Origin of the sequence: Kluyvera intermedia (assembly GCF_021440345.1) — a bacterium.
Lineage (GTDB): Bacteria > Pseudomonadota > Gammaproteobacteria > Enterobacterales > Enterobacteriaceae > Kluyvera > Kluyvera intermedia_A.
Window position 1 is genome coordinate 65,090 of the sequence record NZ_JAKCNS010000044.1, and the last position, 13,713, is coordinate 78,802.

Consider the following 13,713-nt stretch of genomic DNA (forward strand, 5'->3'; position numbering starts at 1 on the left):
GCCAAAGAGAATAAACATGGACTTCATTAACGATCGTTTCATGATCGAGAGTGAAGTCGGTGTTCGGTTATATAAAGACATTGCTGCACAATTACCGATCATCGACTATCACTGTCACCTTGATGCAAAAGAAATATACGAAAATAAAAGTCTCGAAAATATCACACAGCTGTGGTTAGCAGGTGACCATTATAAATGGCGCGCAATGCGCGCTAATGGTATCGCCGAACGCTATATTACCGGTGATGCAACGGCGGAAGAAAAATTCAAAGCGTGGGCGGAAACGGTGGAAGCCTCATTTGGCAATCCGCTCTATCACTGGACGCATTTAGAATTAAATAAATATTTCTCCTGTAATGAAATGCTAAGCAGTGAAAACTGGCAGGAAATAATGCAGCACTGTAATCAACAGATAGCTGGAGAAGATTTTAAGCCGCGTAGTCTGATTGCGCGTTCTAACGTCGAAGTTATCTGTACAACCGACGCACCGCTGGATTCGCTGGAATATCATCGTCTGTTGCAACAGGATTCAACCTTTAAAACGCGGGTGCTGCCAACGTTCCGTCCGGATGATGTTTTTGAGCCTGATGCAAACGTGTTTGCGCGCTTTGTTGAGAAGCTGGCGGCGCTGACTGGCCATGACATTCGTACTTTTGCTGATTTTTCCGCAGCGCTGGCACAGCGTATTGACTGGTTCCATGAATCGGGATGCCGTATCTCCGATCACGGCCCGGTCACTATTGAATATCAGGCGGCAGACGAGCAACACGTTAACGCGCTGTTCAGCCAGAAACGCGGCGGTAAAGCATTAACTGGACTTGAGAGCGCGCAACTGACGAGTGCGATATTTGTCATGCTGGCGAAAGAGTACAAACAGCGCGGCTGGGCAATGCAGATTCACTTTGGCGCGATACGCAGCAATAACAGCAAAATGCACCAGCAGCTTGGGATTAATACCGGGTTTGATTCGATAGCCGATCAAAGCAACCTGGCAGCCGGTTTGAATCAGTTACTCGATGCGATGGCGAAGGTGGATGCGTTACCGAAGACCATTCTTTACAACCTTAACGGCAGCTATAACGATATTGTCGCCACCACGATTGCTAATTTCCAGTCAGGCGATGATGGCGTGAAATCACCGATCCAGTTTGGTTCCGGCTGGTGGTTTAACGATACCCGCCGAGGGATGGAAAATCAGCTTAATAGTTTAGCCGATCAGGGTTTATTAATGCACTTTGTGGGCATGCTCACCGACTCCCGGAGTTTGGTTTCTTACCCCCGTCATGATTATTTCCGTCGGATTCTTTGTAATTTAATAGGCAGTTGGGTTGACCGTGGGGAAATTCCTGATAACGACAGGATTTTAACGCGGATGGTTAGAAATATATGTCACGACAATGCGGTTAATTATTTTAGATTCTAACGTCCTTCCTTAAATGAGGGTAGAACATGTCTCGTACTAATAGAAAAATAACAATTCCCGTCAGTATTGGCTATGGCTTAACGGATATCATGGGCGGCGGCGCATTTACCGTTATTGGCGCATGGCTTTTATTCTTTTACACAACCTTTGTCGGTTTATCTCCGGTAGAAGCGGCGTCAATTGTCGCTATTGCGCGTATTGTTGATGCGATAGTTAGCCTGTTCATGGGCAGTTTCACTGACCACTTTTATAAAAACGCGCTGGGTAAACGGTTTGGTCGTCGTCGCTTCTTCCTGCTGATAGGCGCGCCGTTGATGCTGGTCTACACGCTGCTGTGGGTGACCGGCATGAGCTTCTGGTTCTACCTGGCGGTGTATCTGGCTTTCGAAGTGATCGCGGCAATGGTACTTATTCCGTGGGAAACCTTGCCGTCTGAAATGACCAAGGATTTTAACTCCCGTACCAAGCTCTCGACCTGCCGTATGTTCCTGTCGGCATCCGGTACCTTCCTGGCGACCTTTATTCCTGGTCTGTTGATAAGCCATTTCGGCGAGCACGATCCGCATGCGTATTTTATTAATGGCGTTGTGTTCTCGGTCATCTTTATGCTGTGCGTCTTTATTTCGTGGAAAGTGACCTGGGAACGCGACTTGACGCCGGAAATGCAGGCTGAGCTGGAAAGTCATCGTCAGCCGACCTCGTTTATGGAAAAAGTGGTTGCTGTGGGGCATTTGTTCAAAGAATACTACTCCACGCTCAAAGTCCGGGCTTTCAGAAAGCATCTGGCGATTTACCTGTTCTCCTTTACGGCGAAAGATGTCTATAACACGGTCTTTGTTTTCTTCTGCGTATACTGCCTCAACGTCTCGTCTTCTTTGTCGGGAACGCTGCTGTCGATGAGTATCGTGGGACTGCCGGTGACGCTGCTGGCTGGTGTCGCCATCATCAAATACGGTCCGTCTCGTTTGTATGTGTTTGCCTATACGCTGATGCTGTTGTGCCTGGGAGGCCTGTTCATGGTTTACCAGTTCCCAACCGATAACAAAGTGACCATTCTGCTGGTGCTGGCGGCGCTGTATCAGGTTGGCCGGTGTGTGCTGGAATTTACGCCGTGGAACGTATTCCCATTCATCCCAGATATTGATGAAATGATCACCCGTCAGCGTCGCGAAGGTTTGTTTGCTGCAGTCATGACCTTCTCACGTAAAACGACGGTGGCTATCGCGACCTTCGCCGTCGGCGTGATGTTGCAAGAGGGCGGTTTCGTGAAGGGCAGCCAGGTTCAGCCTGAAAGCGCGGTCAATACCATCGCCATGATGCTGTTTATCGGTACTGCCGGGCTGCTGGTGATTGCGCTGTGGCAGGCATTAACCTTCCATCTGAATAAACAGACCCATAAGATTTTTGTCGATGAAGTCGAGCGCCTCAAAGCACACGGTTCGAAACAGGACGTGACGCCACAGGCCCGACACGTGGTCGAAGATCTGACCGGTTACTCGTACGACGATTTGTGGAACGAACCGCAGAACGCCGAGAGTCAAACGTCTCGCCCAGCCCGGGTGCACTAACGATAGCGCTGACAGCATAGGTAGGTTTTGCCTATGCTGTCACACAACTTAAAAATCATGTCATACCAATCGCCAATAAGTTAACGCAAATCAAAAACACCTCAAATGAACTCGTTAATCTAGTATGGCAATCAACGTTCTCTACAGTGAGTCAAAAAGATGCAGAATAAGCTATTAACCGCTAAGGCAACTCTCCCGACCTACGACCGCAGCAAGCTGGTGTCCCGTATCGTACACCTGGGTTTTGGTGCGTTCCATCGCGCTCATCAGGCTGTCTATGCCGATATCCTTGCCGCAGAACACGGCAGCGATTGGGGATACACCGAAGTTAACCTGATTGGCGGTGAGCAGCAGATTGCCGACCTGAACCATCAGGACAATTTATACACCGTGGCAGAAATGTCGGCTGATGCCTGGACTGCTCGCGTTGTGGGTGTGGTCAAAGAGGCACTGCACGCCCAGGTTGATGGCCTGGAAACCGTGCTGGCAAAAATGTGCGAACCTCAGGTCGCCATTGTCTCCCTGACCATTACCGAAAAAGGCTATTGCCACTCTCCGGCTACCGGCCAACTGATGCTCGATCATCCATTCATCGCCGCTGACCTGCAGAACCCGCACCAGCCGAAATCCGCACCGGGTGTCGTGGTTGAAGCGCTGGCGCGTCGTAAAGCCGCTGGGCTGCCAGCATTCAGCGTGATGTCATGCGACAACATGCCGGAAAATGGCCATGTGATGCGTAACGTAGTATGCGCTTATGCGCGCGCCGTCGACGCTGGGCTGGCTGACTGGATTGAGTCCCACGTGACGTTCCCGTCTACCATGGTTGACCGTATTGTGCCGGCCGTAACCCCAGAGACGCTGGATAAAATTGAACAGCTGACCGGCGTGCGCGATCCTGCGGGCGTGGCCTGCGAGCCGTTCCGTCAGTGGGTAATCGAAGATAACTTTGTGGCGGGGCGTCCGGCTTGGGAAAAAGCAGGTGCAGAGCTGGTGAGCGACGTTATCCCGTTTGAAGAGATGAAACTGCGCATGCTGAACGGCAGCCACTCTTTCCTTGCGTATCTGGGCTATCTGGCCGGTTACCAGCATATCAACGACTGCATGGGTGATGAAAACTATCGCCGCGCTGCGCATGATCTGATGTTAAAAGAGCAGGCTCCTACGCTGAAAGTGCAGAACGTCGATCTGGCGCGCTACGCAGACTTGCTGATTGCGCGCTATACCAACCCGGCGCTGCGTCACCGCACCTGGCAGATCGCGATGGACGGTAGTCAGAAATTACCGCAGCGTATGCTCGATTCCGTGCGCTGGCATCTGGCAGACAATAGCAGCTTCACTCTGTTAGCGTTAGGCGTCGCCGGCTGGATGCGCTACGTTGGCGGTGTGGATGAGCAGGGTAACGCGATTGAAGTTTGCGACCCGCTGCTGCCAGTCATTCAGGCGGCGGTTGCGCAAAGCGAAGAGGGCGAGTCCCGCGTGAAAGCGCTGTTGGCTATCGAGGCTATCTTTGGTAAAGACCTGCCGCTGAACGGTCAGTTTGTCGACCAGGTGATTAATGCTTATCTGTCTCTTCTGAGTAAAGGCGCGAAAGCGACCGTAGCAGCATACATCTAATCAATAAAGCTATGCTGGCAGGCGCCGTCATTTTATGGCGGCGCTTTTCCGCGTTTGAACACCTGTTTTTTCCTGCGACATCCTGATTTCCCCCACAAATTTTATCTGCGCAATCTTATTTCCGTTCATTCTTTCATCTACGACATTTTTGTGATCTGTATTGCTGTTTCTTTCTCATTATACTTGTATGGTAGTTATATGGAGCAAGATATGTACAGTATTAGGTGGTTATTCGTTCAGTGATATCCTAAGGGGCAACAGAGATGAGAAGTGTGGTTATCGAGAAACCAAATCAATTAACGCTTGAGGAACGCCCGATTCCTTTACCAGGAAAGAATGAGGTTCGAGTAAAAATAAAAAATGCCAGTATTTGTGGTTCTGATATTCACATTTGGCATGGGCATAATCCTTTTGCAAAATACCCGCGAGTGATTGGACATGAATTTTCCGGGGTTATCGATGCCGTCGGAGAAAGTGTGGCTAAGACACGCCTTGGTGAACGGGTTGCGGTGGATCCGGTGGTGAATTGTGGACATTGCTATCCTTGCCTGATTGGCAAACCAAACGTCTGTAAATCGCTCTCGGTGATTGGCGTCCATCGTGATGGTGGTTTCAGTGAATATGCCTGTGTCCCGCAGTACAATGCTAAAGTGTTACCGGAGAGCATTCCTGACAGCATTGCCAGCCTTGTTGAGCCTTTCACCATTGGTGCCAATATCTGCGGCAAAATGCAGCCTACAGAGCTTGATGTTGCGCTTATTTATGGCGCAGGGCCAATGGGGCTTACCGCCATACAGGTATTACGCCATGTCTATCATGTCAAAAAGATTATTGCTGTCGATCGCATTGATGAGCGATTGGCACTGGCGAGAGAAAATGGTGCTGATGTCATTATCAATAATAAAGACACACCGTTAACTGAAAGCCTGAATGATGAACCCACGTTGATAATTGATGCCGCCTGCCATCCATCGATTTTAAATGAGGCAATCCAGATAGCATCACCTGCGGCGCGGATTGGATTGTTGGGATTCTCAGATACACCAGGAACTCTCGTCCAAAAAGAGATCACCAGTAAAGAGTTGACTATTTTTACCTCCCGTCTCAACAGTAATAAATTCCCAGAAGTGATTGATTGGATTTCACAAGGCAAAGTGTTTCCTGAAAAATTAATTACTCATCGTTTTACGTTGGATAACGTATTGTCGGCGATGGAACTATTTGAGCACGACGCCAGAACATGCTGCAAAGTCATATTGGATATTCAGTAATAACATTTGTATTTGTAATCTGAAGATGCTGCTCGTTATTGAACGGAGCAGTTGCCATGATTTTATTCTTGATATCGTAATTACCCATTAAACTGGAGATTGATTCATGACGAAAATTTCATTTGATGAAATGAAGAGTACGGTTAAACAAGCTTTCCTGAATACCGGTCTTCATGAAAAACAGGCAGATATTTGCGCTCAGATTCATACGGAAACCAGCTGTGATGGGATTTTTTCTCATGGACTTAATCGCGTGGCGCGCTTTGTCGATTATGTGAATAAAGGTTGGGTTGATATCAACGCGAACCCGGAACGGGTGAAATCACTGGCGTCGTTAGAAATATACGATGGTCAACGTGGTATTGGTATCACCAACGCATTATTCGCCACGGAACGTGCAATTGAGCTCGCCAAAAAATATGGCGTTGGGATTGTGGGCATGCGTAATACGACGCACTGGATGCGTGGTGGCACTTACGGTTGGAAAGCAGCACAGCAAGGCTATGCGGCAATATGCTGGACTAACACCGAATCCTGTATGCCAGCCTGGGGAGCAAGAAATACCCGCCTTGGCAATAACCCGTTCGTGATGGCTGTTCCTCTGCATGAAGGTGCGATGGTTCTGGATATGGCGATGTCCCAATACGCCTACGGCAAGCTGCAGGTTACCCGTCTTAAAGGAGAGAAGCTGCCGTTTCCTGGTGGCTATGATAAAGAGGGCAAGCTGACTGATGAGCCCGGGCCAATTGAAGAGTCCATGCGTATTCTGCCTACTGGATACTGGAAAGGTTCAGGTATGGCGATCCTGCTTGATGCGATGGCCGCCTTTTTAACCGCCGGCTCACCAACGAACGAAATTGATAAAGTGCAACAAGGCAGCTGTACCGGTGCAAGCCAGGTGTTTATGGTCTTTGACCCGGCCCACTTTGGTGGAGCCGAGTTTAGTGAAAATATGGCTCAGAGCGTCGCTGAATATGTGAAAACATCTGAACCTGCCGAAGGCATTAAAGAGGTTTACTATCCCGGCGAAATGGAGATGAAAAATCGGGCTAATTTTATGGATAGCGGCATTCCAGTTGATGATGGTGTTTGGGCAGAAGTGGTTCAACTCGCAGAGAGTCAGTCATTATGATCAGCGGAAATATTCAACAGCTCTCGCAGGCGGCGAAAGAACTTCCGGCAAAGGTTTATACCGTGCTGGAGACGATAGCCGGTTTTGATTGGCAGCAACATCAGGATGGCCAGCTCGAAATAGACGGTGTGGTCTACAAAACGTTTACCGCCGATACCGCGGCCGCAGAAAACCGGCGCCCGGAAACGCATAAACAATTTATTGATGTACACTTCGTGATTACGGGCAATGAGTGGGCAGAGTTTGGGGGGCGAGGTGACAGATTACCTGTGGAGGCCGACCCTCAGCAGGATAATTATTTCTATCAGCGAGAGTCTTTAGTGTTAAACGATATGATATTGGGTGCTGGAGACTATGTGATCTTTTTCCCCTGGGATATTCACTCTCCGCTGTGCCATAAAAATGAGACTCTGCATGTGAGAAAATTGGTGGTGAAAGTTCCTCTCGACGCATTGTAATTCATTGTATCGTAGGTCAACGCCTCCCATTACCGGAGGCGTTTTATTTACGGTTCTACTCTATTGCAACGTTTCTATGAGTTCCTTGAAGTTAGTTGAAATAACAGACGATTATTTTCGTGTTTACATCCTAATTATGAACAATAAATGCTATATCCCACGGGGAAACTGTGGCATGGTTATGTCAGGAGATTAATGGACTATCTGGAATAAGGAGCTCGGGCTATGTACAAAAAAATTCTCATGCCTGTAGATGTGTTTGAAATGGATTTAAGCGACAAAGCTATCCGTCATGCCGTTTATCTTGCCGGCGAGACGGGTGAAATTACCTTATTTAATATTTTGCCTAATAGTAATCGGTCGATTTTGCGTGGCTTCGCTTCAGACATTAAAAAGTTTGAAGATTATATGTTGTCGGAATCCACAAAGAAAATGGTGGCTCTCCAGCGCTTATTTGATATGCCAGCAGAGCGACTGCATACCGAAGTTCGCTTTGGTAATATACGCGACGAGATCCTCACAAAAAGCAAAAGTGGCGAATACGACGTGATTGTGATTGGCTCGCGTCAGCGGGGGATGAGTACCCATTTATTAGGGTCGAACGCTGAATCTATCCTGCGCTACGCCAATATTCCTACCATGGTGGTACGCTAATAAAAAAGGCCTTCATCATGAAGGCCTTTTTACTATTCTTCGCTAAACCAGTCTCGATTTTCCTGGCGGATAAGCAGGACCGACTCGCTAATTTCTTGCAGATGCAACGTCATCGCTTTATCTACCGCATCGACATCGCGCTTTTCCAGTGCCGAAAATATCTCGTGATGTTGCTTCAGCAGCATTTCAGGGGAGGAGATATGATCCAGACTCATATAGCGCACCCGGTCAATGGCCGCTTTAATATTCTCGATGGTATCCCAGGCTAGCTGGCAATCGGCAATATTGGACAGCAACTGATGGAATTCATCATCAAGCTGAAAAAAGTCATTGAGCTGCTGGCGATCGATGGCAATACGCTGCTGATGCAGATTTTGCTCAAGCTGATAGCTTTGCGCATCATTGATCATCGTTGCGGCCCGGCGCGCCACGGCGCATTCAATTGCCTGGCGCACGAAGCAGCCGTTACTCACCTGCGAGAGTGAGATTTTATTTACGTAACTTCCGCGCTGCGGGCGAATTTGGATCAGGCCATTTTCGGCAAGCTTAATAAATGCTTCGCGCACCGGCTGACGGGAAACATCAAACCGCAATGAGACCTCTTTTTCAGACAGCGGGGTACCTGGCGCAATAAGGCAATGCACAATATCGCGACGCAGAATGCGATAAATCTGTTGGTTGACGGGCTGTGTAGGGTTCAGTTGGGTTTCGGCGGCCATTGAATCGTTCTTATCAGCTGATTAAGCTGTTATTTTACGCTTTTTTTGCTTTCTAGCCCAGCCCGACCGAGAGTCGGACTGGGAATTAATGCTAACTTTGGCGATGAACGCTCAGGCCAGCATAGGTTTGGCTTACCGGCATCATTTCGACGGTATTGATATTGACGTGTTTTGGCAACGTCGCTACCCACCAGACGGCTTCGGTGACATCTTCAGGCGTCAGTGCGTTGGCGTTTTCATAGGCTTTACCGGCTTTTGCATCGTCGCCTTTAAAGCGAACATTCGAAAACTCGGTACCGCCCACCAGGCCCGGCTCAACGTCTGTTACGCGTACTGCGGTGCCGTGCAGGTCGGTACGCAGGTTGAGGCTGAACTGGCGAACAAACGCTTTGGTTGCGCCATAAACGTTGCCACCGGCATAAGGCCAGCTACCGGCAGTGGAGCCAATATTGATGATATGCCCGCGATTGCGCTCGACCATACCTGGCAGAACGGCGCGGGTCATATACACCAGACCTTTGTTGTTGGTATCGATCATATCTTCCCAATCTTCGACGCTGGCTTTATGCGCCGGCTCAAGGCCCAGCGCCAGGCCGGCGTTGTTGACCAGAATGTCGATTTCACGCCACTGCGCGGGAAGATTGGCGATGGTTTCTTCGATGGCGGCGCGATTGCGCACGTCCAGCTGTACGGTCAGTACGCTGTCACCCAACTCATCTTTCAGCGCTTTTAAACGTTCGTTGCGACGGCCAGTGGCAATCACTTTATGCCCGTTGGCAATAAAACGGCGCGTGATGCTTTCGCCAAAACCCGCCGTTGCCCCGGTTACCAGTACGATCATCTCTCTGTTCCTTCAACGCGTTAATGTGTCATCACGATAGCACGCTATCTTTATCTGGGGGAAGATACCGCAAGAGCCCGAGAAATCATTGCGGTCTATCAATGGCTTGCTACTCTATGACAAAGTCTTAATCAGGAGCACACGATGTCGGCCACGAATCCATTTTTTGCCAGCAGTACGTTACCTTACCAGGCACCGCCATTTAACGAAATTAACGACAGCCACTATCGCCCGGCTTTTGATGAAGGCTTAAAGCGTAAGCGCCAGGAAATTCTTGATATTGCGCACCATCCCGCCGCGCCAGATTTTGACAATACGCTGGTGGCGCTGGAAAAAAGCGGAGAGTTGCTGTCGCGCGTCACGTCGGTCTTTTTTGCTATGGCGGCATCAAACAGCAACGATGAAATTCAACGCCTGGATGAGCAGTTTTCGGCAGAACTTGCCGGATTAGCCAACGATATCTACCTGAACGATGCGCTGTTCCAGCGTATTCAAAGCGTCTGGCAGCAGCGTCATGACTTAGGTCTTGATGCGGAGTCGCTGCGCCTGGTTGACGTTATTTACCAGCGATTCATTCTGGCGGGCGCCACGCTGGGTGATGAGCAGAAGGCCGAATTAAAAACGCTCAATACCGAAGCCGCAACGTTAAGCAGCCAGTTTCACCAGTGTTTGCTTGGGGCCGCTAAATCGGGCGGATTGATCCTTGACAGTGAAGACTACCTTGATGGATTTAGCGATGATGAAATTGCCGCGGCAGCAACGGCGGCGAGCGATCGTGGGCTGAAGGACAGTTGGTTGATCCCGCTGGTTAACACCACCCAACAGCCGGCGCTGGCATCACTGCGCCACCGCGAAACGCGCGAAAAATTGTTTAATGCCGGCTGGCAGCGTAACCAGCAGGGGGATGCTAACGATACCCGAGCGCGTCTGCTTCGCCTGGTGGCGATTCGCGCGAAACAGGCGGAGCTTCTGGGCTACGCTGATTACGCCAGCTGGAGCATGGCCGATCAGATGGCGAAAACGCCAACCGCCGCGTTCAATTTTATGCGTGAAATCACTCCGGCGGCGCGCGCCCGTGCCGAAAGCGAGCTTGCGGATATTCAGGCGCTTATCAATCACGGTGAAAAGACCTTCAGTGCGCAAGCCTGGGATTGGCTGTTCTATTCCGAACAGGTGCGTCGCGAAAAATACGCGATTGATGAAGCGCAAATCAAACCCTGGTTTGCGCTAGAAAACGTTCTGCTTAAGGGCGTGTTCTGGTCGGCAAGCCAGCTGTTTGGCATTCGCTTTGTCGAGCGTTTCGATCTGCCTGTATACCACCCGGATGTGCGCGTCTGGGAAATCTTCGACGCCAACGGCGAGGGAATGGCGCTGTTCTACGGTGATTTCTTCGCGCGAGACAGTAAAAGCGGCGGGGCATGGATGGATAACTTCGTGCCACAGTCCACGCTGTTCGGCACCCGTCCGGTAATCTATAACGTATGCAACTATCTCAAGCCTGCTGCGGGGAAAAGCGCGCTGATATCCTGGGATGATGTGGTCACGTTATTCCATGAGTTTGGCCATGCGCTACACGGTCTGTTCGCTAACCAACGGTATGTGACGTTGTCCGGTACCAGCACGCCGCGTGATTTTGTCGAGTTCCCGTCACAAATTAACGAACATTGGGCCAGCCATCCAGAGGTGTTCGCCCACTATGCGCGCCACCACGAAACCGGTGAACCGATGCCTGAATCGCTGCGTGATAGCCTGTTCCGGGCGGCCAACTTCAACAAAGGTTACGATATGACCGAGCTGTTGAGTGCGGCACTTCTGGATATGAATTGGCATAGCGTGAATACGTCGGCACTGCCGCAGAGCGTGGAAGAGTTTGAAGCGCAGGCTTTGCGTCGCGAGAATATCGATCTCGCCGCCGTTCCACCGCGCTATCGCAGCAGCTATTTCTCGCATATTTTTGGCGGCGGCTATGCGGCGGGTTACTACGCCTATCTGTGGACGCAAATGCTGGCCGATGATGGATACCAATGGTTTGTTGAACACGGTGGATTAAATCGTGAAAACGGTCAGCGTTTCCGCGAGGCTATTTTATCTCGCGGCAATAGTAGCGACCTTGAACTACTTTACCGCGACTGGCGTGGACACGATCCGTTAATTGAACCGATGTTAAAAAACCGCGGATTAAGTGACTAACCTTCACTCTCAAAACCGTCCCGGCCAAGCGTAGCGACGCCGGGAAAATAGAAAAAAAACCCGCACACAGGGCTGGCGGGTTAAGTCGGACAAATAAATAGAGCATTCATGCTGTCTTCCCTGGAGTGAAGACAACGGCGCCAGTTTTACGCAACAATAACAATTGCGCAACCTGACATTTTCGGTAGGGTACTTTCGGCGAGTACACTCGTGTGCGCTGGCTCACGGGCTCTTTACAAATGCCTTAAGTTATTGAAGAAACTCGTCATTCGGCTTGTTATTATCTCGGTGTAACTTGTTGAGTTAATGGATTTAATATCGACATTCTGCCCGGAGGTAATAATGAAAAAGTCCCAGCGCAACGCGCGTCGCGAATCTATCTGGTCTAGCCGTCCTGAACTTCAGGATTTACAGGAGTCGCGTTCCGGCAGACTGTGGGCAGGGCGTAAGGCCAACTGTCAGAGTAAAAAAGCGTGGAAGAATTCTGGCTTAATTAATGCGCTTGCCGTTTAACGTTAGTTGAATATTGCGGTGCTACGATTATTGGCAGCAACGGTTATCCAATCAAGGAGAGAGGGTAACTGTAGAAAGAAAATCTATCCATGCAAGCATTTATACCGCCAGTTTTACTGGCGGTTTTTTTTGCCCGTTAATCATTCCACTTTCCGCTCAAATAGGCTGTCAGAAAACCGGAAAACAGAATGAGACCCATCGCAATAACAAAAATTTGCATATTATCCGGCATGATGACCTCCGCTTTAACATCCAACGAACACATCTTCTAGCGTACTAATTTAAACGTAGACTAACGGCGTATTTTGTTAAATTAATTATTTGTTGCAGTAAACTTTTTTCGGTAGGCCAGCGGGTTTATTGCTAAATGTTGCTGAAAACGCAGGCGCAGATTTTTGGCATTGCCAAAACCGGATAACTCCGCGACTTTTTCCATACTGTCACGGCTGGTGGTCAGGCGGTGCTGCGCTAGCTGTAAACGCTCATCAAGCAGCCAGCGGGCCGGGGTTTTACCAGTAGCGTCCTGAAAACGTCGCAGGAAGGTACGCTCACTCATGCCCACTCGTTCGGCAAGCGACCGAACGCTGTGGCTGTCCGCCAGATGTTGATAGAGAAAATCATACAGCATGCCCAGGCGCTGACTCTCTCGCGAACGCGCGACGGGCTGTTCAATCTGCTGTTTTTGCGCGCCGTCACGATGCGGCTGAATGACCAGTCGACGCGCCACCTGGTTAGCTATCTCAAGCCCATAGTCGAGCCGTACCACGTGCAGGCACAAATCCATTCCCGCAGCGCTGCCCGCGGAGGTGAAAACCGTATCCTCGGCGATATAGAGCACATCTTCTACCACTTTGATTGCCGGAAAACGCTGCTGTAACTGCTCGGTGTAACGCCAGTGGGTGGTGGCGCGTTTCCCCGCCAACAGCCCGGCCGCTGCCAGGACAAAGACCCCAGAACAGATCGATAACACCCGACAGCCGCGTTGATTCGCCCGCCGTAACGCCTGGCATAGCGCATCCGGCACTGAACTGTCGATGCCGCGCCAGCCGGGAACGATAATCGTGTCGGCCTGGTCGAGAAGACTGAGATTGCCATCGGCCATCACCCGTACACCGCCGGTGGCGCGTAGCTCACCTTCATCAACCGCCGCCACGGCAAAGCGATACCAGTTGTCACCCATTTCCGGTCGCGGCAGGCCAAAAATCTCCACCGCCACGCCAAATTCAAAGGTACATAAACCGTCGTAGGCCAGAACCACGACCTGTGGGGCTAAATTTGTCATTTTAGGGTCGTTTTCTGTCATCACTGCGGGCAGTCCTCATCCTGGGGG

Annotated in this window: 13 protein-coding genes; 9 read left to right on the plus strand and 4 right to left on the minus strand. The window is 50.2% G+C overall.

Annotation, left to right across the window (positions count from 1 at the left end; genetic code table 11):
- Positions 1 to 16: 16 nt before the first annotated feature.
- From uxaC to LZ634_RS14300, 7 genes are all read left to right on the plus strand, one after another.
- On the plus strand, positions 17 to 1,423 hold the full coding sequence (gene uxaC, locus LZ634_RS14270; RefSeq protein WP_234506360.1) for a glucuronate isomerase: 1,407 nt from the start codon (positions 17 to 19) through the stop codon (positions 1,421 to 1,423).
- 26 nt (positions 1,424 to 1,449) lie between these two features.
- The gene (locus LZ634_RS14275) at positions 1,450 to 2,991 is read left to right on the plus strand and encodes an MFS transporter (RefSeq protein ID WP_234506364.1); all 1,542 of its coding nucleotides are present in this window, start codon (positions 1,450 to 1,452) and stop codon (positions 2,989 to 2,991) included.
- Between the two features lie 159 nt (positions 2,992 to 3,150).
- On the plus strand, positions 3,151 to 4,605 hold the full coding sequence (locus LZ634_RS14280) for a mannitol dehydrogenase family protein (protein ID WP_234506367.1): 1,455 nt from the start codon (positions 3,151 to 3,153) through the stop codon (positions 4,603 to 4,605).
- Between the two features lie 263 nt (positions 4,606 to 4,868).
- Positions 4,869 to 5,876, plus strand: coding sequence for a Zn-dependent oxidoreductase (locus tag LZ634_RS14285; protein ID WP_234506370.1), 1,008 nt, complete (start codon positions 4,869 to 4,871; stop codon positions 5,874 to 5,876).
- A gap of 106 nt (positions 5,877 to 5,982) precedes the next feature.
- Positions 5,983 to 7,008 carry a 3-dehydro-L-gulonate 2-dehydrogenase gene (gene yiaK, locus LZ634_RS14290; RefSeq protein WP_234506373.1) on the plus strand — a complete coding sequence of 342 codons (1,026 nt, stop codon included), beginning with the start codon at positions 5,983 to 5,985 and terminating at the stop codon, positions 7,006 to 7,008.
- Positions 7,005 to 7,466 carry a YhcH/YjgK/YiaL family protein gene (locus LZ634_RS14295; RefSeq protein WP_234506376.1) on the plus strand — a complete coding sequence of 154 codons (462 nt, stop codon included), beginning with the start codon at positions 7,005 to 7,007 and terminating at the stop codon, positions 7,464 to 7,466. Before yiaK ends, LZ634_RS14295 begins: the two co-directional genes overlap by 4 nt.
- Before the next feature lie 225 nt (positions 7,467 to 7,691).
- Positions 7,692 to 8,120 (plus strand): universal stress protein, encoded by a 429-nt coding sequence (locus LZ634_RS14300; RefSeq protein ID WP_234506378.1) that lies wholly within the window; start codon positions 7,692 to 7,694, stop codon positions 8,118 to 8,120.
- Between the two features lie 32 nt (positions 8,121 to 8,152).
- Here LZ634_RS14300 and LZ634_RS14305 read toward each other — a convergent pair whose 3' ends face one another.
- Complete coding sequence (locus tag LZ634_RS14305) at positions 8,153 to 8,839, minus strand: GntR family transcriptional regulator (RefSeq protein WP_234506382.1); 687 nt, start codon at positions 8,837 to 8,839, stop codon at positions 8,153 to 8,155.
- A 91-nt stretch (positions 8,840 to 8,930) separates the two neighbouring features.
- The gene (ydfG, locus tag LZ634_RS14310; RefSeq protein ID WP_234506384.1) at positions 8,931 to 9,680 is read right to left on the minus strand and encodes a bifunctional NADP-dependent 3-hydroxy acid dehydrogenase/3-hydroxypropionate dehydrogenase YdfG; all 750 of its coding nucleotides are present in this window, start codon (positions 9,678 to 9,680) and stop codon (positions 8,931 to 8,933) included.
- A gap of 144 nt (positions 9,681 to 9,824) precedes the next feature.
- Between ydfG and dcp the strand changes: the two genes are divergently transcribed.
- Entirely contained in the window at positions 9,825 to 11,870 is a 2,046-nt protein-coding gene (dcp, locus tag LZ634_RS14315) for a peptidyl-dipeptidase Dcp (RefSeq protein WP_234506387.1), read from the plus strand.
- Between the two features lie 342 nt (positions 11,871 to 12,212).
- On the plus strand, positions 12,213 to 12,383 hold the full coding sequence (locus tag LZ634_RS14320) for a hypothetical protein (RefSeq protein WP_234506390.1): 171 nt from the start codon (positions 12,213 to 12,215) through the stop codon (positions 12,381 to 12,383).
- 136 nt (positions 12,384 to 12,519) lie between these two features.
- On the opposite strand, the gene mgtS is transcribed toward LZ634_RS14320, so the two are convergent.
- Both mgtS and ftrA read right to left on the minus strand, forming a co-directional pair.
- Complete coding sequence (gene mgtS, locus LZ634_RS14325) at positions 12,520 to 12,648, minus strand: protein MgtS (protein WP_414467744.1); 129 nt, start codon at positions 12,646 to 12,648, stop codon at positions 12,520 to 12,522.
- Positions 12,649 to 12,696: 48 nt separating this feature from the next.
- Positions 12,697 to 13,686, minus strand: a complete 990-nt coding sequence (gene ftrA, locus LZ634_RS14330; protein WP_234506395.1) for a transcriptional regulator FtrA — start codon at positions 13,684 to 13,686, stop codon at positions 12,697 to 12,699.
- Positions 13,687 to 13,713: the final 27 nt, after the last annotated feature.

What these genes read in the sequence shown, in the direction of transcription:
- LZ634_RS14300 (WP_234506378.1), top strand. Translation starts at nt 7,692, where the DNA reads ATGTACAAAAAAATTCTCATGCCTGTAGATGTGTTTGAAATGGATTTA.
- LZ634_RS14285 (WP_234506370.1), top strand. Translation starts at nt 4,869, where the DNA reads ATGAGAAGTGTGGTTATCGAGAAACCAAATCAATTAACGCTTGAGGAA.
- uxaC (WP_234506360.1), top strand. Translation starts at nt 17, where the DNA reads ATGGACTTCATTAACGATCGTTTCATGATCGAGAGTGAAGTCGGTGTT.
- LZ634_RS14295 (WP_234506376.1), top strand. Translation starts at nt 7,005, where the DNA reads ATGATCAGCGGAAATATTCAACAGCTCTCGCAGGCGGCGAAAGAACTT.
- yiaK (WP_234506373.1), top strand. Translation starts at nt 5,983, where the DNA reads ATGACGAAAATTTCATTTGATGAAATGAAGAGTACGGTTAAACAAGCT.
- LZ634_RS14305 (WP_234506382.1), bottom strand. Translation starts at nt 8,839, where the DNA reads ATGGCCGCCGAAACCCAACTGAACCCTACACAGCCCGTCAACCAACAG.
- LZ634_RS14320 (WP_234506390.1), top strand. Translation starts at nt 12,213, where the DNA reads ATGAAAAAGTCCCAGCGCAACGCGCGTCGCGAATCTATCTGGTCTAGC.
- ydfG (WP_234506384.1), bottom strand. Translation starts at nt 9,680, where the DNA reads ATGATCGTACTGGTAACCGGGGCAACGGCGGGTTTTGGCGAAAGCATC.
- mgtS (WP_414467744.1), bottom strand. Translation starts at nt 12,648, where the DNA reads ATGTGTTCGTTGGATGTTAAAGCGGAGGTCATCATGCCGGATAATATG.
- LZ634_RS14275 (WP_234506364.1), top strand. Translation starts at nt 1,450, where the DNA reads ATGTCTCGTACTAATAGAAAAATAACAATTCCCGTCAGTATTGGCTAT.
- dcp (WP_234506387.1), top strand. Translation starts at nt 9,825, where the DNA reads ATGTCGGCCACGAATCCATTTTTTGCCAGCAGTACGTTACCTTACCAG.
- ftrA (WP_234506395.1), bottom strand. Translation starts at nt 13,686, where the DNA reads ATGACAGAAAACGACCCTAAAATGACAAATTTAGCCCCACAGGTCGTG.
- LZ634_RS14280 (WP_234506367.1), top strand. Translation starts at nt 3,151, where the DNA reads ATGCAGAATAAGCTATTAACCGCTAAGGCAACTCTCCCGACCTACGAC.